Origin of the sequence: Roseobacter sp. MH60115 (assembly GCF_015644665.1) — a bacterium.
Classification (GTDB): Bacteria; Pseudomonadota; Alphaproteobacteria; order Rhodobacterales; family Rhodobacteraceae; genus Roseobacter.
In genome coordinates this window covers 22,610-42,263 of sequence record NZ_JADOBQ010000004.1, presented here as the reverse complement: position 1 = coordinate 42,263, position 19,654 = coordinate 22,610, and the positions used below count along the sequence as shown (strand labels likewise).

Genomic DNA, 19,654 nt, shown 5'->3' with positions numbered 1-19,654 from the left:
CAACAAATTCCGAATAAGCTGCGCGTTTTTCTGGACGCAGGCCGCCGCCTTGGGTACCTTGGAAGAAACGGGACGCGAATGATCCCGATCTGAGGCAGTTTTAATGGTGTATCCTGAGCGGTTTTCGAACCTTCCGGCACATGCTTGGCCGCGTTTGCGCGCTCTGTTGGGCGTATCCGACGGGGGTGGCCCGGCCATTCACATGACCATCGGTGAACCAAAACATGCGTTCCCGGCCTGGGTTATGGATGTGATTGCGCAAAACGCGGCCGGATTTAACAACTATCCGCCAAATGAGGGGTCACCCGAGCTGCGCGCGGCGATCTGCGGTTTCGTGAACCGCCGCTACGGTGTGCCGCTTGATCCCGACACGCAGGTCATGGCGCTCAACGGCACGCGCGAAGGGCTTTACAACGCCGTTATGGCGCTTTGTCCGGAGACCAAGAACGGTCAGCGCCCGACGGTTCTGATGCCGAACCCGTTTTACCAAGTCTACATGATCGCGGCGCTCTCTGTTGCTGCCGATCCGATCATGGTGCCTGCGACGCGCGAGAATGGCCATTTGCCCGATTTTGCGGGCCTGTCAGAAGATGTTCTGAATCGCGCCACGGCGGTCTACATCTGCTCGCCCGCCAATCCGCAGGGTGTTGTGGCCAGCCGAGACTACTGGCGCGACCTGATCACCTTGGCGGAAACATACAATTTCAAGGTCTTCGCCGACGAATGCTATTCCGAGATTTACCGCGACACCCCGCCTGTGGGTGCCCTGCAGGTGGCGCAGGAGATGGGTGCAGACCTGAACCGCGTCGTGATTTTCCATTCGCTGTCCAAACGGTCGAACCTGCCGGGACTGCGGTCGGGGTTTGTGGCCAGCGGCGCGGAGAATATCCGTGAGATCAAGCAGCTGCGGAACTATGCCGGTGCGCCCTTGCCACAGCCTCTGCAGGCTGCCGCCGCCGCCGTCTGGGACGACGAGACGCATGTGATCGAAAACCGCGCGCTTTACGTCGAAAAATACGACATCGCCGACCGTGTCCTGGGCAATGTGCCCGGATATGCGAGCCCCGAGGCCGGGTTTTTCCTGTGGTTGCCGGTGGAGAATGACGAAGCAGCGGCGGTCAAGCTATGGCGCGAAACCGGTGTTCGGGTGCTTCCCGGCGGGTATCTGGCGCAGGATTATGACGGGGTGAACCCCGGACAGGGATACATCAGGGCCGCCATGGTGGCCCCAAAAGCGGAAACGGCGCGCGGGATCGAACTGATCCGCGACTGCCTTTACCCGCAATAAGGTACGAGGGATCAGAGCATGGCATATCAAACACGTGGACGCGACCCGCTGCTGGACAGCAATATGGCTGAGGCGGTCGAAAAACGTGGCAAGGAACTGCTGGGGCTGGTGCTGATCGCCCTGGGTTGCATGGCCTGCGCGATGATCGCCTCCTACACGCCGGATGATCCCAACTGGATGGTCTCCACGGATGCGGCGGTGCAGAACTGGCTGGGGCGCACAGGCGCGTCCATTGCCGCACCGCTCTTCATGATCGTGGGCTGGGGCGCCTGGGGCATCGGCATCGTGCTGGTGGCCTGGGGTGTGCGATTTGCCCTGCATCAGGGGGCGGAACGGGCGATTGGGCGGCTGATCTTTGCGCCGATCGCGATTGCACTGGGCTCGATCTACGCCGCCACGCTGACACCGGACGGCAACTGGCTGGACACGCACAGCTTTGGCCTCGGCGGGCTGTTCGGAGACACGGTCATGGGCTTTCTACTGACGCTTTTGCCCATTGGCTCCACCTTCACGGTAAAACTGATGTCGGTGCTGATGGCGGTGGGTATCCTTGCGCTCGGCGCCTTTGTGACAGGGTTCACCAAGCCGGAACTGATGCGCATCGGACGTTTCCTGCTGGTGGGGGTCGTGATGATCTATGCGGGCATCATGGCCTTGCTTGGGCGCGGTGCCAGCGGTGCCTTGATCACGGCGCAAAACCTGTCTGCACGCCATGCCGAACGCCGCGCGCAGGTGCGTGAAGAACGCGCAGCGGCGGCAGAGGCGATTGCCGCCCAGACCATCCATACCGAAGTGGCCCCCGCCCATGGCGCGCCGAGCTTTCAGGAACTCGATGAGGAACCCAAGGCGGGGCTGTTTTCGCGCATGCCGGGCCTGATCAAGCGGCCGGAGATCATGCCGGAACCGGAACTGGTCGAGAGCGGCATGGCGATGGATGTCGATGATGCGCCGGGGGAAGACCGGATCAGAGCGCGCATCGCGGATGTGATCAAATCCCGTGCCCGCACCAGTCTGGCGGTGCAGACGCCGACAACCGCTCCCCTGACAAGGGGCCGCGGGCGTGGGCCGGACCCGCTGCTTCTGGACACCGATGGCGCGCGGGCCGAGCCGCCGTTGACTGCGCAGCAGGCCGGGGCCATCCCGCCCGCACCGGAAGATATGGATTTGATTGCACCTTTCGACGACGAGGCTGTCGTTGATGTGCCCGTGGCAGAGCCGCGCCGCGTGGTGCAGCAGCCCACGCGCAAACCCGTCCAGCCCTCTACCCGCGCCAAGGCAGAGGCGCAGCCGAAACTTTCGTTTGACGATACTCATCCGGGCTTCGAATTGCCGCCGCTCAACCTCCTGGAAAATCCAATCGACGTGCCGCGCCTGCATCTCAGCGATGAGGCGCTGGAGGAAAACGCGCGGATGCTGGAATCGGTGCTTGATGACTATGGCGTAAAGGGCGAGATCGTTGCGGTACGCCCCGGTCCGGTTGTGACCATGTATGAATTGGAACCGGCCCCCGGCCTCAAGGCGTCCCGCGTGATCGGGCTGGCCGACGACATCGCGCGCTCAATGGCCGCGCTGTCGGCACGGGTATCGACCGTGCCCGGCCGCTCGGTGATTGGCATCGAACTGCCCAACGACAGCCGCGAGAAGGTGGTGCTGCGCGAGATCCTGTCGGCCCGCGATTTCGGCGACAGCAACCAGCGCTTGCCGCTTGCCCTCGGCAAGGATATCGGGGGCGATCCGGTCGTGGCCAACCTCGCCAAGATGCCCCACCTGCTGATCGCGGGGACCACGGGCTCCGGTAAATCGGTGGCCATCAACACCATGATCCTCAGCCTGCTCTACAAGCTGACGCCGGAAGAATGCCGCATGATCATGATCGACCCCAAGATGCTGGAGCTCAGCGTCTATGACGGTATTCCGCATCTGCTTTCCCCCGTTGTGACCGACCCGAAAAAGGCGGTTGTGGCCCTGAAATGGGTCGTGGGCGAGATGGAAGAGCGCTATCGCAAGATGTCCAAGATGGGCGTGCGCAACATCGAAGGATTCAACGGGCGCGTGCGCGAGGCGCTGGCCAAGGGCGAGATGTTCACGCGCACAGTGCAGACCGGCTTTGACGATGAGACCGGCGAACCCGTCTTTGAGACCGAAGAGAACACGCCCGAGGCGCTGCCCTATATCGTTGTGATCGTCGACGAGATGGCCGACCTGATGATGGTTGCGGGCAAGGAGATTGAGGCCTGCATCCAGCGGCTGGCGCAGATGGCGCGGGCCTCCGGCATTCACTTGATCATGGCGACACAGCGCCCGTCGGTGGACGTTATCACCGGGACGATCAAGGCGAACTTCCCCACGCGGATTTCTTTCCAGGTGACCTCGAAAATCGACAGCCGCACCATTCTGGGTGAAATGGGGGCTGAGCAACTGCTGGGCATGGGGGACATGCTCTATATGGCGGGCGGGGCGAAGATTACCCGTTGTCACGGGCCGTTCGTGTCGGATGAAGAGGTCGAAGAGATCGTGAATCATCTCAAGGCCTACGGCGAGCCGGACTATGTTTCAGGTGTGGTTGAAGGGCCCTCCGAGGACAAGGAAAGCGATATTGACGCGGTTCTAGGGCTGGGCGGGAATACCGATGGGGAAGACGCCCTCTATGACACGGCCGTCCAGGTGGTGATCAAGGACCGCAAGTGTTCCACCAGCTATATTCAGCGCAAACTGGCCATCGGCTACAACAAGGCCGCGCGTCTTGTGGAGCAGATGGAAGACCAGGGCCTGGTGTCGCCGGCGAACCACGTGGGCAAGCGCGAGATTCTGGTGCCGGAACAAGGGTAGAGGTTCCTGCGTTACACCAGCGATCACAGCGGATTGAAGCGTATGATCGCCGCTGATATCGCATATCAGCGCGTTGAACCCTATCTGAGGTGCAAGTTTGAATGTGCAAGGAGCCCTTGATGAAACGCTTGTTCCCGGTCTTTTTGGCCATGTGCCTCAGTGGCATCGCGGCCCTCCCCGCAGCAGCGGAGAAGTTGTCGCTGAACCAGATTTCCACCTATCTGAATGGATTGAAAACGGCGCAGGGGGCGTTCACGCAGATCAATGACGATGGATCGATCAGTTCGGGCACGCTTTACATCAGCCGCCCGGGTAAGATGCGGTTCGAGTATGATCCGCCGGAACAGGCCTTGGTTCTGGCCAGTGCCAATGCGGTTGTGATCATTGACAACAAATCCAATCAACCCCCGGAAACCTACCCGCTCAGCCGGACGCCGCTGTCCCTGATCCTTGCGCGGCAGGTCAACCTTGGTCAGGCCCGTATGGTGACGGGCCATGATTTTGACGGCACCGCCACAATTGTCACCGCGCAGGATCCGAAGAACACGGAATACGGCACCATCGAGATGAGCTTTACCGACAATCCCGTGCAGCTGCGGCAATGGGTGATCAACGATGCGAATGGCGGTCGGACAACGGTTATTCTGGGAGAATTCGAAACCGGTGTGCGCCTGCAGAACCGCTTGTTCGACCCCGGCATCGCTTTGCAAAACCGGGATCGGTAGTCGTCAGCGTCGGAGGTTACAGGTGGCGAGCTGCGCCTGATAGACATCGGCGCGCGCATCCACCTTGTTCGCCACGCTGAGCAGCCAGGATTTGCGGTTGTAGCTGCCGCGGGCATAGCCTGTGTGGCCTTCGTGATAGGCTAGGTATTGGTTACGCGTATCCGTGAGGGGGATCCCGTTCTTCGAACGGCTTGTCACCATATACCACCCCATGAAGTCCGAGGCGTCCCTGATCCGGTCGCGCCGGGCAAAGCGTTTGCCCGTGGCCTTCTTGTAGTCTTCCCACGTGCCATCCAAAGCCTGCGCGTAGCCATAGGCGCTGGACTGACGCCCCATCGGGATCACGCCAAGTGCATATCGGTGTGGCGTGCGCGCATTGGAGATGAACTTGCTCTCCTGATGGATGGTCGCCATCTGAACGTGCACCGGCACGCCCCACTTCCGTTCCGTCTTGCGGAACGCTTTGATGTATTCCGGGCGCTCATTGGCGATTCTGCACGCGTCATCCAGATGTCGCGGTGCTGTGCCCTGGCCACCCCCACAGGAGGCCACCAAGATAACCAATGCCATAGCGCGAAGAGTTCTGCTCATCTGCCTCTCGCTTCTTTTATGTTTTTTGTGAGTTTAGCTGAAAAATGCGGTTTGGGAAATCATGTTTTCTACCCGGGTCGTGATATTTGGCGCTTTTCTAATCGCTTAGCAGAGATATGGCGGTCTGCCGCCGCAATTGAGCGACTGTCGGCGAGATGTTCACAAACTGTTTCGCAAAAATCCGAGGCTGTGATTGGACAAATCCCCCTTGAAGCGTTTAACTTCAGTCGGTAAGGGGCTTGTTTGTAATGTTAAGAACGCGTGCCAAATACCATCTCGGACAAGTGGTCCGACATAAGAAACACCCCTTTCGCGGTGTGATCTTCGATGTCGACCCGGAATTTTCCAATACGGAAGAGTGGTACGAGGCGATCCCCGAAGACAGCCGTCCGGTCAAGGAACAGCCATATTATCACCTGCTCGCGGAGAACGAGCAGAGCTACTATGTGGCCTATGTCTCAGAACAGAACCTGATTGCAGACTACTCTGGGGAACCCGTGGATCACCCGGACATCCCCGATCTTTTTGGACCGTTTCAGAACGGGACTTACCCGCTGCATTTCCAGCTGAACTGAGGCAAGGTGGCCTGAAAGCCCACCCTACCTGCTGATCAATACCCCAATGCGCATCCGTCTTTGCGTGGGTCGCTTGCGCCTTCGAGCACGCCATCATCTCGGATCAGAATCGCCTGGGCGCCGCCGATGGGGGTCTCAGGAATGCTGACGGTGTGGCCCATGTCTGCAAGCTCCTGCCGCACCGTGTCGGTGTAGCCCTTTTCAACCTTCATATCGCCCCGGTCAGAGAAGGCGCGGGGCGCGTCAATTGCTGTCTGCGGGTCCATGCCGAAATCCACGACGTTTGAGGCCAATCGTGCGTGACCGTTCGGCTGGTAGGCACCGCCCATCACGCCGAAGGGCATGATGATTTTTCCCTTTTTGCGCAGCATGCCAGGGATGATCGTGTGCATCGGTCGTTTGCCGCCCTTGAGCTCATTCGGGTGGCCTTCTTCCAATGTGAAGCCAGAACCGCGGTTTTGCAGCAGGATCCCGAATTTATCCGAGGCGATGCCGGAACCGAAACCGTTGAAGATCGAATAGATCAGCGACACCGACATACCGTCACGGTCGACAGTTGTGATGTAGATCGTGTCCTTATGCGTGTTTTCAGAAATCTGCGTGGCATCGGCCATCGCTTTGCCGGGGTCGATCAGGGCAGCAAGCGCCTCGGCGGTGTCCATGCTCAGCATGTGGTCCAGTCGGGTGGTGTAATCCGCATCGGCCAGAAAACGGTTGCGGGCGTCATAGGCCAGTTTGGCCGCTTCCGCTTCGAGATGCGTGCGCAGTGTGCCGAACGGATCCATGGTCGCGATGTCGAATTGGGCGAGGATGTTCAGCATCAACAACGCTGTTGCGCCATGGCCGTTGGGCGGGTGTTCCACCACGTCAATGTCTTTGTAGCCCCCTGAAATGGGGGTGGTGTGGGTGCAGGCCGCGTTTGCGAAATCTTCGGCTGTATGACGGCCCCCCAGCGCCGTCAGCGTGTTGATCATATCCTCGGCGATTTCACCGGTGTAGAACGCGTCACGCCCCTGTTTGGCAACGCGCCGCAGGACATCTGCCTGACCGGGCGCGCGAAACAGCTGTCCCACTTGGGGGATCTGTCCATCGACGAGGTAGTAATCCCGCGCCCTGCCTTGCAAAACAGTCGCATCGCGTTCCCAATCGAATGCCGCACGGGGCGCGACAGGTACGCCGTTTTCAGCAGCGGAGATGGCCGGTGCCAGCAGGGCGTCCAACCCGAGCTTGCCGACGGTTTCAGACAGGTGGCAAAAGGCGTCGATGGCCCCGGGAATCGTCACGGAATGAGCACTCTGGATCGGGACAGTTGTCTCGCCTGTGCTGCGCAAATCAGCGGCGTCCAGGGCCGCCGGCGCGCGGCCGGACCCATTCAGCGCCTGAACATCAGCCTCTCCCTGCTGCCAGAGCACAAAACAATCCCCGCCGATCCCGGTCATTTGCGGCTCGCAAATGCCCAATACCAAGGCACCGGCAATGGCCGCATCCATCGCGTTGCCGCCACGCTCCAGTATGTCGATGGCGGTTTTGGCGCCCAGCGGGTGCGACGTGGCACACATGCCGTTGGTGGCAAGAACGGGCGAGCGTCCGGGAAAGTGAAAATCGCGCATCTACGGCCTCTTTGTACAATTTCTGTGCAAAGTACTGCGTGATGCGCCAATGTCCATGGCTGCGATTTTCACGATTTGGGAGGTAAATTCCTCGACGCTGCGCACTGGGTGGGGGCTATTACGCGCAGCGCCGAGGGAAGCTTTATGCAGCTACATTTTCAATATGCGAAGGGAACAAGGCAGCAATATGATCGCACCGGGGCGCTTTAGGGGAAGAATAAGGCGAAATATGGCTTGGGGTTGGATTGCTGCAGCGCCGCGAGGTCAATGAACCGCAACCGCCAGTCGCATGGTGAGCTGGTTGTCTGGCCCAATACGTTGGTAAGACACATCCTTTGCCAGACCCTGGATCAGGAACCAGCCAAAACCACCCTCTGGCAGATCATCCAGATCCACATCGACCGAGGCGCATTGACCTACTGGTGTCGTGCCGTCTGGCATCGCCAAACCCTGGTCGGTGATCTGTAGGTGCAAACCGTCCTTCTGATGTGTGCAGGCAACGGTGAAATCCCCAGCCGTGTCCGGGTCCGGATAGGCATGTTCAACGATGTTGTTCAGAGTTTCGGCCAAAACCAATTCAACCGTACCGGCCTCTTCTACACTGAGCTGAAGGGGCTGTAGTGCGTGCAGAAACTGCTCCAGCGCATCGCGGACAGCCAACTCGCTGCATTTCACTGATATCTCGAAGGGGGGCAAATGTGCCATTTGTCCGGTCTTTTCCTGGTGTTTGCTCAGTGTTGCAACTCGGCCAACGCGCCATCCAACGTCGAAAAAACGCTGAACACCGTGTCCATTCGGGTCAATTGGAACACGCGCTCAACCGTCGGGGTGAGACCCGCGAGCGCCATCTTGCGTTCGGCCCCAAGACTTTTCATGGCGGCAACAATCGCACCAAGTCCGCTTGAGTCGATGAACTGAACCTGACTCAGGTCGAGCACCACCGTGTCAGGCCCGTCCTCCGTCTCGACACGCATCGCATCCTTGAATTCCAGCGCAACAGCCGCATCGATGCGGTCTTCCTTCACCGATACGATGCGCAACTGCTCTTCTGTTTTCGTGAAGAGTTGCATTATATAGCCTCACTACTCGTTTGATTGTTCTGTACTTGGCAAATCTTACGAAATTCTTAGGCATCGAAAGGACGAGAGCATGCGCAACGTCGTGATCGCTGGGGCGGCCCGGACGCCGATGGGCGGGTTTCAGGGAGATTTTTCCGACCTGGACGCTTCTGAGCTCGGAGGGGCCGCAATCAAGGCCGCGATGGCGGATGCAGGTCCGGCACAGATTCAGGAAGTGCTGATGGGCTGCGTCCTGCCCGCGGGACAGGGACAGGCACCCGCCCGACAAGCCGGGTTCAAGGCCGGACTGGGGGAAGAGGTGCCCGCCACGACCCTGAACAAGATGTGCGGATCAGGCATGAAGGCCGCGATGATTGCCTTTGACCAAATCGCTCTCGGGCAGACGGATGTGATGGTTGCGGGTGGCATGGAAAGCATGACCAAAGCCCCGTATCTGCTGCCAAAAATGCGTGACGGTGCGCGTCTGGGGCACGGTCAGGTGATCGATCACATGTTCCTCGACGGGCTGGAGGATGCTTATGACAAGGGTCGTCTGATGGGCACTTTTGCAGAGGATTGCGCGGAGACCTATCAATTCACGCGAGAGGTGCAGGACAGCTATGCGCTGGCCTCGCTGTCACGCGCGTTGGACGCACAGAAAACCGGCGCGTTTGAGGGTGAAATCGCAGCCGTTACCGTGCCGTCGCGCAAGGGGGCGGTGACGGTTTCGGCGGATGAACAACCCGGCAACGCGCGCCCCGAAAAGATTCCACAGTTGAAACCGGCTTTCCGCGAGGGCGGAACGGTGACGGCTGCCAATTCCTCCTCCATTTCGGACGGGGGTGCCGCTCTTGTTTTGGCCGCCGCGGAGGCCGCCGAGGCGCAGGGGTTGAACGTGCGTGCGCATATTGTGGGGCATGCCAGTCACGCCCAGGCGCCCGGGCTGTTTACCACGGCGCCGGTGCCTGCTGCGCAAAAACTGCTCGACCGGATTGGCTGGGACAAGGCCAGTGTCGATCTGTGGGAAGTGAATGAAGCTTTTGCCGTGGTGCCGCTGGCCTTCATGCAGGAAATGGGGCTCGATCATGAGATCGTCAACGTGAACGGCGGGGCCTGCGCGCTGGGTCATCCGATTGGCGCCTCCGGCGCGCGTATCATGGTGACGCTGTTGAATGCGATGGAGAAACGGGACGTCAAACGGGGCGTGGCCGCGATTTGCATCGGGGGCGGGGAGGGCACGGCCATCGCCATAGAACGCCGATGAGAGTGGACTATGAGGCGCTGGCGAAGTCCATCGCGGCGCTGACGGAGGGCGAAACGGATGCCGTGGCGCTCATGGCGACCGTGACCTGCGAGGTGCATCACGCGGATGACCGTTTTGACTGGACCGGATTTTACCGGGTCACCGCGCCCGACCTGTTGAAGATCGGTCCCTATCAGGGCGGGCACGGCTGTCTGGTCATCCCGTTTTCGCACGGCGTTTGCGGGGCGGCCGCGCGCACCGGCGCGGCGCAGCTTGTGCCGGATGTCGAGGCTTTTGACGGGCATATTGCCTGCGCCAGTTCCACGCGGTCTGAATTGGTGTTGCCGGTGCGCAATGGGGCAGGCGAGATCATTGCCGTTTTCGATATCGACAGCGACCAGCCGGATGCTTTCACCGACCAAGACGCAGGGGCGCTGGCGGATATTTTGAAATCTGTGTTCGCGCATGTCTAACATGCCCGGAGTGCAGTCTCTCCAACCATCTGTGGCATGCGCCCCATCACTCTGACGGCATGGCCGGTCCTGACCGCTACGGCTGTTAATATGCGCGGATGTCTTGCTGCCGCGCGACGGACATTCAACCGAACTGTATACCATCGCCGACCGTGAAAAAGTTCTGGATTTTTTCATCAGAATCGTTAACGTGAATAAATCACCATTTTTTTCACGAGCCCGATGCGCCACGACCTGCCTACCCACTCCGATACGCTTGGCGCTGACCTGCGGGCTTTGCGAAAGTCGCGCGGTCTGACGCTCACTGATCTGGCCGATCGCCTGGGCCGGTCAGTTGGGTGGTTGAGCCAGGTGGAGCGGGACTTGTCCGAGCCTTCCATCACCGATCTGCGCCAGATGGCCGGGGCACTAGAGGTCTCCGTGTCGATCCTCTTCCGTCATGCCGCCGCCCCGGCGCATGAGGCAGGATATGTCGTGCGCAACACTGCACGGCGGCGCATTGGCAACACGGTCGCGGGGCTGGTCGAAGAGCTGCTCTCGCCGGACCTCACGGACGACTTTGAGATGGTGCATTCCACCTTTGAGCCCAACAGCCGGATCACCGAAACGGTTACCCGGCCCACGCAGGAGGTGGGCTATCTGGTGTCAGGGCGGCTCGATCTGGAGATCAGCGGCACCACGCACACGATCACTCCCGGCGACAGCTTCCGCATTCGCGGCGAAGCTTTCCGCTGGGCCAACCCTTACGACACACCCGCTGTGGCCATCTGGGTCATCGCGCCGCCGGTGTATTGATGAGCTTCGAGGCCTGGACCATATTCGCGCTGTTCTGGGTGGTCTTCGTGACGACGCCGGGGCCGAATGCGGTCAACTGCATCACCAACGGGATGCACCTGAGTTTTCCCCGCGCCATGGTGGGCGTGCTGGCAATCCTGACGCAGGCGACGCTGTTCCTTGTGCTCTCGGCACTGGGGATCACGGCGCTGATCGCCGCCTCGCCGACCGGCTTCTTCATTGCCAAGCTCATCGGGGCGGGGTTCCTGATCTACCTCGGTTTGCGGGGCTGGATCATGGCCAAGCGTACCGTTGTCGTGGGCGACCGGCCCGCGAAGTCGGTCTACCTGCACGCGCTGGCTGTCGCCACGATCAACCCCAAGAGCGTGGCGGGCTATCTCGCCGCCTTTTCGCAATTCGTGCAGCCCGGCGTGCCGATCTGGGAGCAGATGGCCGTGATTGTGCCCACGGCGCTGACCATCACGGCGCTGAGCTACACCGGATTTACGCTGCTCGGTGCCGGCCTCGGGCGCGCGGCTTTGGGCGCGGTCTTCAACATCTGGGTGCGGCGGGTGCTGGCGGCGTGCTTCGTGATTTACGGCGTTCTGCTGGGCACCTCCGCCACACCGGGGAGGACGTGAGATGATCACCGGCAGCTGTTTGTGTGGCGCGGTTACGTACGAAGCCAAAGGCACGCCGGGCGCGCCCGCCGCTTGCCATTGCACCCAATGCCGCAAGCAATCGGGGCATGTCTGGGCGTCGTCTTACGTCGACGACGGCGCGCTGGAGATCTCCGGCGAGGTGCGCTGGTTTCAGTCGTCGGAGAAGGCGCGGCGCGGGTTCTGCCCGATCTGCGGCTCTGCGCTCTTCTGGGACCACGACGACGACGATTTCATCTGTTTTTCAACCGGCTCGATTGACGGGCCGACGGAGCTGCGCCTGCGCGGCCATATCCATACCGCCACACAGGGCGATTACTACACAATCTCGGCCGACGAGCCGCAAAGGGAGACCTAAGACATGGCAGATTTTCCAACAACGGCCCGCGTGGTCATCATTGGCGGTGGTGTCGTCGGCACCTCGACGCTCTATCACCTCGCCAAGGCGGGCTGGACCGACTGTGTGCTGCTGGAGAAGAACGAGCTGACGGCGGGCTCGACCTGGCACGCGGCGGGCAACTGCCCGAACTTCGCAGGCTCCTGGGCGGTCATGAACATGCAGCGTTATTCGCTGTCGATGTACCGCACCCTGGCCAAGGATGTCGACTATCCGATGAACTACCACGTCACCGGGGCGGTGCGTCTGGCGCACAGCAAAGACCGGATGATGGAGTTCGAGCGGGTTGCGTCGCAGGCGCGCTATCAAGGGCTGGAGATGGACATCTGCACGCCGGAGGAGCTGAAAGAGTTCAACCCCTTCATGGAAACCCACGATCTGGCCGGGGGTCTGTGGGACCCGCTGGATGGCGATATCGACCCCGCACAACTGACCCAGGCACTGGCCAAGGGTGCGCGCGACGCGGGCGGGCGGATCGAGCGGTTCTGCCCAGTCAAGGGTATCGAGCGTGACGGTGATGAATGGATCGTGAAGACCGAGAAGGGGGACATTCGCTGCGAGTATGTGGCCAACTGTGCGGGCTACTACGCGCAGCGCGTGGGCGAGATGTTCAAGCCCTTCGGCGGGCGCACCGTTCCGATGGTTGTCATGTCGCACCAGTATTTCCTGACCGATGAAATCCCAGAACTGGCCGAGTGGACCAAGGAAAAGGGCCACAAGATGCCGATGATCCGCGACGTGGACATCTCCTACTACCTGCGACAGGACAAGAACGGTCTGAACCTCGGGCCCTATGAGCGCAACTGCAAGGCGCATTGGGTCACGCCGGACGATCCGATGCCGGAAGACTTCTCCTTCCAGCTCTATCCGGATGATCTGGAGCGGCTGGAATTCTACATCGAAGACGCGATGGAGCGGGTGCCTGCTCTGGGCACCGCTGGGGTTGGCCGGAACATCAACGGCCCGATCCCGTATGCGCCGGACGGGTTGCCGATGATCGGCCCGATGCCGGGTGTGAAGAACGCCTTTGAGGCGCATTCCTTCACCTTCGGCATCGCGCAAGGTGGGGGCGCGGGTAAGTGCCTCAGCGAATGGATCATGCACGGTGAGACCGAGCTGGACATGTGGGCCGTCGACCCGCGCCGCTACACCGACTATGCGGATCGCGACTATTGCCTGTCGAAAGCGCTGGAGACCTATGGCCACGAGTACGCGATGCACTTCCCGCATCACGAATGGCCTGCGGGGCGAGACAAGAAGCTGTCGCCGAACCATGACCGCCTCTTGGCTGATGGTGGCCAGATGGGCGCCTACAACGGGTGGGAGCGGGCGAACTGGTTTGCCAAGGATGGCGACGATACCTCTGAAGCCGCGACCGAGACGTGGGACCGCAACGGCCCCTGGGCGGTACGTGTGAAAGAGGAGGTCGAAGCGGTGCGCGATGGTGCAGGCGTGCTCGATATGCCGGGCTTCTCGCGCTACACGCTCTCGGGTGAAGGGGCTGCGGAATGGCTGCGCGGGCAAATCGCAGGCGCGCTGCCCAAGGCGGGCCGGATGAACCTCGGCTATTTCACCGACAGCCGCGGCAAGATCGTGACCGAGGTGACGATCATCCGCTGGGGGGAAGACGACTTCTGGCTGATGACGGCTGCCGTGGCGCAGTGGCATGACTTTGAGTTCCTGCAAGGCCGTCTGCCCGCCGACGGGTCGCTGACGCTGACCGACATCACCAAGGAATGGTCGACGCACCTGCTGACCGGTCCGAAGTCGCGCGACATGCTGTCTGGCATCGTCGAAGGCGCGGATCTCTCCACTGGTTGGCTGACCATCCAAGAGGCGACCGTGGCGGGCAAGCCGGCCAAACTCTTCCGCATCTCCTTCGCGGGCGAATTGGGGTGGGAGGTGCATACCTCCTTTGAGGACAGTGCTGCCGTCTACACGGCCATCCGCGATGCAGGCGCCACACCGTTTGGCATGTTCGCGCTGAACTCCATGCGGGTCGAGAAAGGGTATCGCAGCTGGAAGGGCGACCTCTCCACCGACTACTCCCTGCTCGAAGGCGGGATGGAACGCTTCATTCGCTTCGACAAGCCGCAGGACTTCATCGGCAAGGCTGCACTTCTCAGTGAAAAGCAACAAGGCAGCAAGAAGCAGTTCGTCACACTCATCGTCGATGCGGGTGATCAGGACGCGCCTTACATGTCGCCGCTCTTTGTCGGTGACGAGGTTGTCGGCGAAACCACAAGTGGTGACTGGGGCTACCGGATCAACAAATCCGTGGCTCTGGGCATGCTGCGCGAGGACCTGACCGAACCGGGCACCGAAGTGGAGGTGGAAATCTACGGTCACCGCCGCAAGGCCACCGTGCAACCCGACCAGCCGCTGTGGGATCCGGAAAACGAAAGGATCCGTGCGTGACACAAATCACGCTTCTGGATGGAGGCATGGGGCAGGAGCTGATCCACCGCGCAGGGGATCGGCCCACGCCCTTGTGGTCGACGCAGGTGATGTCGGACCATCCCGGCATGGTGCAGGGGGTGCATGCGGATTTCTTTGCCGCAGGGGCCACCATTGCGACGACCAACACCTACGCGATCCATCGCGACCGTCTGGAAGACACAGCCCTAGAGGGGCGTTTTGAGGCCCTGCATGCAGCAGCACTTGCAGAGGCCAAAGCCGCACGCGCGGCACATGGAGCGGGCCGCATCGCGGGAGGGATCGGCCCGCTCCAAGCAAGTTATCGCCCTGATCTGCACCCGGAGGCGGAGGTGGCTGTGCCGCTCTTTGCCGAAGTGGCGCAGGCGCTCGCGCCAGAGTGCGACGTTCTCATTCTGGAGACCTGCGCGTCCGTCGCCCATGCGCGTGATGCGTTGGCCGGTGCCCGCACGACGGATTTGCCCGTCTGGCTGTCGCTGACCGTCTCGGACACCGATGGCACGCGACTGCGCTCGGATGAGCCACTGGCCGATGCGCTGGAGGTGGCCGCCGGGGCAGACGCGGTGCTGATCAACTGCTCAGCCCCCGAAGCGGTCACCCAGGCGCTGCCGATCCTCGCACCGCTCGGCAAGCCCTTCGGTGGCTATGCCAATGCGTTTGAAATGATCACTGAAGATTTTCTCAAGGCCAAACCCACCGTCGAGGCGCTAACCGCCCGGCGGGACATGGGGCCGCGTGCCTATGCCGGATACGTCCTGCAATGGGTTGGTCTGGGAGCCACCATCGTCGGCGGATGCTGTGAAGTCAGCCCCGCCCATATCGCTGAACTCGCCCGGCGGCTGCAGGCCGTCGGTCATACCATCGTTTAAAGGAACACTGCTCATGGCTTTGCCACCGTCGCACGCGCGCGTTGTCATCATCGGAGGGGGCGTCATTGGCTGCTCCGTTGCTTACCACCTCACAAAACTGGGGTGGAAAGATGTGGTCTTGCTGGAGCGCAAGCAGCTGACCTCGGGCACCACATGGCATGCCGCAGGGCTGATTGCACAGCTGCGGGCGACGGCGAATATGACCAAGCTGGCGAAGTATTCCCAGGAGCTTTACGGCAATCTGGAAGAAGAAACCGGTGTGGCCACCGGCTTTAAACGCTGCGGGTCGATCACTGTGGCGCTGACCGAAGAACGCCGCGAAGAGATTTTGCGCCAGGCCGCGATGGCGCGGGCCTTTGGTGTGGAGGTCGAGGAAATCTCGCCCACCGAGGTCAAGGAGCGTTACGAGCATCTGAACATCGACGGGGTGACCGGGGCGGTCTACCTCGACAAGGACGGGCAGGGTGACCCGGCGAACATCGCACTGGCACTGGCCAAGGGCGCCCGTCAACGCGGCGCGCTGGTGCTGGAGCGCACCAAAGCCACACGCATCGTGAAAGACGGTCGTCGGGTGACCGGTGTCGACTGGGAGCAGGGTGGCGAGAGCGGCCATATCACCGCCGACATGGTGGTCAACTGCGGCGGCATGTGGGCGCATGAGGTGGGCCGCATGGCAGGGGTGAATGTGCCCCTGCACGCTTGCGAGCACTTCTATATTGTGACCGAAGCCATCCAGGGGCTGAAACAGCTGCCGGTGCTGCGCGTGCCGGATGAATGTGCGTATTACAAGGAAGATGCGGGCAAGATGCTGCTCGGTGCCTTTGAACCCAATGCGAAACCCTGGGGCATGGGCGGCATTCCGGCGGATTTCGAGTTTGACCAATTGCCGGAGGACTTCGATCACTTTGAGCCGATCCTTGAGGCGGCGGTCGAGCGTCTGCCCATGCTGGCCGAAGCGGGTATCCATACGTTCTTTAACGGGCCCGAGAGCTTTACGCCCGACGATGCCTACCATCTGGGCCTTGCGCCGGAGCTGGATAATTTCTGGGTGGCGGCTGGCTTCAATTCAATCGGTATTCAGTCCGCGGGCGGCGCGGGCATGGCGCTCGCACAGTGGATGGAAGACGGGCAGAAACCTTTCGATCTGGGCGACGTGGATATCTCCCGGATGGAGCCGTTTCAGGGCAACAAAAGCTACCTTTACGAACGCTCTACTGAGTCGCTGGGTCTGCTCTATGCCGACCACTTCCCGTTCCGCCAGAAGGAAACCGCGCGCAAAATCCGCCGCTCGCCGGTCTATTGGCAGTTCCTCGATCGCGGCGCGGTCATGGGCGAGTTTGCAGGATGGGAGCGGCCCAACTGGATCGCGAAACCGACGCAGACGCCGGAGTATGAATACAGCTGGAAACGCCAGAGTTTCTTCAACAACATAGCTGAAGAGCACACCGCGATCCGCAACAATGTCGGCATGTATGACATGTCCTCCTTCGGCAAGATCCGGGTCGAGGGGCGGGATGCCACGGCCTTCATGAACTACGTGGGCGGTGGCCAGTATGACGTGCCGGTGGGCAAGATCGTCTATACGCAATTTCTCAACCCGAACGGTGGGATCGAGGCAGATGTGACGGTGACGCGGGTCAGCGAGACCGCCTATCTGGTGGTCACGCCAGCGGCGACGCGTCTGGCCGATGAGACCTGGATGCGCCGTCACGTGGGTGATTTCAACGTGGTGATCACGAATATGACGGCGGGCGAGGCCGTGTTAGCGGTCATGGGCCCCAATTCCCGCGCGCTGCTCAATCTGGTGTCGCCGAATGATTTCTCCAACGAGGTGAACCCGTTCGGAACGGCGCAAGAGATCGAGATCGGCCATGGCTTGGCGCGGGTGCACCGGGTCACTTACGTGGGCGAGCTGGGCTGGGAAGTCTATGTCTCCTCAGAGATGGCCGCCCATGTCTGTGAGACGCTGATCGAAGCCGGAGCGGATCTGAACCTGAAACTCTGCGGCATGCATATGATGGACAGCTGCCGGATGGAGAAGGGCTTCCGCCACTTCGGGCATGACATCACCTGCGAAGATCACGTGCTGGAGGCGGGGCTTGGGTTTGCGGTGAAGACCGATAAGCCCGATTTCGTGGGCCGTGATGCGGTGCTGCGCAAGAAAGAGGAAGGCCTGAAGAACCGGCTTGTGCAGTTCAAGCTGACCGATCCGGAGGCGCTGCTCTATCACAACGAGCCGATCATGCGGAATGGTGAGCTGGTGGGGTATCTGGCGTCGGGCGCGTATGGGCACACCCTGGGTGGTGCGATGGGTCTGGGCTATGTGCCCTGTTCTGGTGAGACCGCGGCCGAGGTGCTGGCCTCCGAGTATCACATCGATGTGGCCGGGACATTGGTGAAAGCTGAAGCTTCGCTGAAACCAATGTACGACCCGAAGTCTGAACGCGTGAAAGTCTGAGATAAGGGTGGCCTGAAGCCCACCCTACCTGAAAGCAGGTAAGGTGGGCTTTAGGCCACCGACTGTTGCGCGCACCGCAAGGGTTGAACATCGCGCGCGCATCTGCGAGCAGGCGGCATGAGTGACGCTTACGCTCCCCCTCAGGATCCCCTGGTTGTTCTGCACGAGGACGCAGAGGTGCTGCTGGTCGATAAGCCTGCAGGTCTGCTTTCTGTGCCCGGCAAGGGACCTGAACTCGCGGACTGCCTGTTGGCCCGGGTGCAGGCGGCTTTCCCGGATGCGCTGCTGGTGCACCGGTTAGACCGCGATACATCCGGTGTCATGATCTTTGCGCTTACACCCCATGCACAACGCCACCTCGGATTGCAATTCGAGAAACGGATGACCCAGAAGACCTATGTCGCGCGGATCTGGGGCGTGCCGACGAAGAAGACCGGCACCGTGGACCTGCCATTGATTGTCGACTGGCCCAACCGCCCGCGCCAGATGGTGGACTTTGAGAAGGGCAAACCGGCACAGACCGATTGGCGCGTGCTGAAAGACGAGGGCGATACCGCGCGTGTCCGGCTGCACCCCAAGACCGGGCGCAGTCATCAGCTGCGGGTGCATATGTTGGCGCTCGGCCACCCGATTCTCGGTGACCCTTTCTACGCCACAGGCCCGGCGCGTGACTTTCCGCGGCTGATGCTGCACAGCCTCGAGCTTCGATTCAAGCATCCGCAGGGCGGGCGATCCATGAAAATAAGGGCCGCAGCGCCCTTCTGATCCTCACATTTGCCGCCAAGTATCGTTGGGCTTGACGTGATACCTTTTGGTTATATAAAAGAGATACCATATAGTATCACATTGGAGGACACATGACCCCTGTACAATCCGCCTTTCGCGCCTTGGCGGATCCGACCCGGCGCGACATTCTGCTGATGTTGCGGGACCGCGATCTGACAATTGCCGAGGTCGCACAGAACTTCGACATGACCCGCGCGGCAGTGAAGAAACACCTGACCGTGCTCAGCGATGGCGGCCTGATAACCGTCCATCCGCAAGGACGCGAACGGATCAACCAGCTGAATCCAAAAGGGATTACGCCTGTTTTCGACTGGCTGAGTTACTTTGACGGCTTCTGGGATGACAATCTTTCCGCACTGAAAATTGCAATCGAAAAGGATGAAAAATGACTGACACAGTTTTACGGAAAACCATTTTCCTGCGGGCACCCCGGGCCAAGGTCTGGGCCTATCTGACCGAGCCCAAACACCTGGCCGAATGGTTCCATCCTCCCAAGGTCACCCTGAAAGAAGGCGCAAGGTTGGAGATGTTCGGCGCGCAAAGCGGCGACAAGCTGATCTGGGGAGAGGTCAAGGTCGCCCGAGAGCCGGAATACCTTGAGTACAGCTTCACGGTGAAGCCGATGGGGGATGCGGAAAGCCTGGTGAAATGGACCTTGACGGACGTGCCCGGCGGCACGCAGCTTTCACTGGAGCACGCAGGCTTGCCGCAGGGCGCTGAAGCCTTTGATCTGACGCTGTCGCTCGACAATGGCTGGGATGGGCATCTCATGGACATGCGCAAGGCTGTGCATGGGGAGGCCGCCTGATATGGAGAGAGCCGCTTTTCGCGAGCGGCTCTTTTTCTCGACGTCTGCTTTTAAAAGGCGCAGTTTGACCAAAGT

Annotated in this window: 19 protein-coding genes; 15 read left to right on the top strand and 4 right to left on the bottom strand. The window is 60.9% G+C overall.

The features are described 5' to 3' along the window. Window positions 1-103 precede the first annotated feature (103 nt). The 3 genes from ISX84_RS13240 to ISX84_RS13230 all read left to right on the top strand — a co-directional run bounded on the left by ISX84_RS13240 (window position 104) and on the right by ISX84_RS13230 (window position 4,842). Window positions 104-1,288, top strand: a complete 1,185-nt coding sequence (locus ISX84_RS13240) for an aminotransferase class I/II-fold pyridoxal phosphate-dependent enzyme (protein ID WP_195820858.1) — start codon at window positions 104-106, stop codon at window positions 1,286-1,288. 18 nt (window positions 1,289-1,306) lie between these two features. After that, on the top strand, window positions 1,307-4,117 hold the full coding sequence (locus tag ISX84_RS13235; protein WP_195820857.1) for a DNA translocase FtsK: 2,811 nt from the start codon (window positions 1,307-1,309) through the stop codon (window positions 4,115-4,117). Window positions 4,118-4,236: 119 nt separating this feature from the next. Next, window positions 4,237-4,842 (top strand): LolA family protein, encoded by a 606-nt coding sequence (locus ISX84_RS13230; protein ID WP_195820856.1) that lies wholly within the window; start codon window positions 4,237-4,239, stop codon window positions 4,840-4,842. A 3-nt stretch (window positions 4,843-4,845) separates the two neighbouring features. On the opposite strand, the gene ISX84_RS13225 is transcribed toward ISX84_RS13230, so the two are convergent. Continuing rightward, complete coding sequence (locus tag ISX84_RS13225) at window positions 4,846-5,433, bottom strand: transglycosylase SLT domain-containing protein (protein WP_195820855.1); 588 nt, start codon at window positions 5,431-5,433, stop codon at window positions 4,846-4,848. Window positions 5,434-5,681: 248 nt separating this feature from the next. On the opposite strand from ISX84_RS13225, the gene hspQ reads away from it, so the two are divergent. Continuing rightward, window positions 5,682-6,008: a heat shock protein HspQ gene (gene hspQ / locus ISX84_RS13220; protein WP_195820854.1), complete on the top strand. Its 327-nt coding sequence runs from the start codon at window positions 5,682-5,684 to the stop codon at window positions 6,006-6,008. A gap of 35 nt (window positions 6,009-6,043) precedes the next feature. Here hspQ and ISX84_RS13215 read toward each other — a convergent pair whose 3' ends face one another. The 3 genes from ISX84_RS13215 to ISX84_RS13205 form a co-directional block, all read right to left on the bottom strand. Continuing rightward, window positions 6,044-7,618 carry a gamma-glutamyltransferase family protein gene (locus tag ISX84_RS13215; protein WP_195820853.1) on the bottom strand — a complete coding sequence of 525 codons (1,575 nt, stop codon included), beginning with the start codon at window positions 7,616-7,618 and terminating at the stop codon, window positions 6,044-6,046. A gap of 264 nt (window positions 7,619-7,882) precedes the next feature. Next, window positions 7,883-8,323, bottom strand: a complete 441-nt coding sequence (locus tag ISX84_RS13210; protein WP_195820852.1) for an ATP-binding protein — start codon at window positions 8,321-8,323, stop codon at window positions 7,883-7,885. Window positions 8,324-8,349: 26 nt separating this feature from the next. Continuing rightward, entirely contained in the window at window positions 8,350-8,688 is a 339-nt protein-coding gene (locus tag ISX84_RS13205) for an STAS domain-containing protein (protein ID WP_195820851.1), read from the bottom strand. A gap of 79 nt (window positions 8,689-8,767) precedes the next feature. Here ISX84_RS13205 and ISX84_RS13200 point away from each other — a divergent pair, with 79 nt between their 5' ends. From ISX84_RS13200 to ISX84_RS13150, 11 genes are all read left to right on the top strand, one after another. Continuing rightward, on the top strand, window positions 8,768-9,940 hold the full coding sequence (locus tag ISX84_RS13200; RefSeq protein WP_195820850.1) for an acetyl-CoA C-acyltransferase: 1,173 nt from the start codon (window positions 8,768-8,770) through the stop codon (window positions 9,938-9,940). Then, complete coding sequence (locus ISX84_RS13195; protein WP_195820849.1) at window positions 9,937-10,392, top strand: GAF domain-containing protein; 456 nt, start codon at window positions 9,937-9,939, stop codon at window positions 10,390-10,392. The genes ISX84_RS13200 and ISX84_RS13195 overlap by 4 nt, the downstream gene beginning before the upstream one ends. A 222-nt stretch (window positions 10,393-10,614) precedes the next feature. Continuing rightward, a complete protein-coding gene (locus tag ISX84_RS13190; protein ID WP_195820848.1) occupies window positions 10,615-11,187 on the top strand; it encodes a helix-turn-helix domain-containing protein in 573 nt (190 codons plus the stop codon). Next, window positions 11,187-11,807 (top strand): LysE family translocator, encoded by a 621-nt coding sequence (locus tag ISX84_RS13185; RefSeq protein WP_195820847.1) that lies wholly within the window; start codon window positions 11,187-11,189, stop codon window positions 11,805-11,807. Before ISX84_RS13190 ends, ISX84_RS13185 begins: the two co-directional genes overlap by 1 nt. Before the next feature lies 1 nt (window position 11,808). Continuing rightward, window positions 11,809-12,183 carry a GFA family protein gene (locus ISX84_RS13180; RefSeq protein ID WP_195820846.1) on the top strand — a complete coding sequence of 125 codons (375 nt, stop codon included), beginning with the start codon at window positions 11,809-11,811 and terminating at the stop codon, window positions 12,181-12,183. A 3-nt stretch (window positions 12,184-12,186) separates the two neighbouring features. After that, window positions 12,187-14,640: a GcvT family protein gene (locus ISX84_RS13175; protein ID WP_195820845.1), complete on the top strand. Its 2,454-nt coding sequence runs from the start codon at window positions 12,187-12,189 to the stop codon at window positions 14,638-14,640. Beyond that, window positions 14,637-15,527, top strand: coding sequence for a homocysteine S-methyltransferase family protein (locus ISX84_RS13170; protein WP_195820844.1), 891 nt, complete (start codon window positions 14,637-14,639; stop codon window positions 15,525-15,527). The genes ISX84_RS13175 and ISX84_RS13170 overlap by 4 nt, the downstream gene beginning before the upstream one ends. A gap of 13 nt (window positions 15,528-15,540) precedes the next feature. Next, the gene (locus ISX84_RS13165; protein WP_195820843.1) at window positions 15,541-17,985 is read left to right on the top strand and encodes a GcvT family protein; all 2,445 of its coding nucleotides are present in this window, start codon (window positions 15,541-15,543) and stop codon (window positions 17,983-17,985) included. 117 nt (window positions 17,986-18,102) lie between these two features. After that, entirely contained in the window at window positions 18,103-18,750 is a 648-nt protein-coding gene (locus ISX84_RS13160; protein WP_195820842.1) for a pseudouridine synthase, read from the top strand. Between the two features lie 92 nt (window positions 18,751-18,842). Beyond that, on the top strand, window positions 18,843-19,160 hold the full coding sequence (locus ISX84_RS13155; RefSeq protein WP_195820841.1) for an ArsR/SmtB family transcription factor: 318 nt from the start codon (window positions 18,843-18,845) through the stop codon (window positions 19,158-19,160). Then, window positions 19,157-19,579 carry an SRPBCC family protein gene (locus ISX84_RS13150; protein WP_195820840.1) on the top strand — a complete coding sequence of 141 codons (423 nt, stop codon included), beginning with the start codon at window positions 19,157-19,159 and terminating at the stop codon, window positions 19,577-19,579. Before ISX84_RS13155 ends, ISX84_RS13150 begins: the two co-directional genes overlap by 4 nt. The last annotated feature ends 75 nt before the right edge of the window (window positions 19,580-19,654 follow it).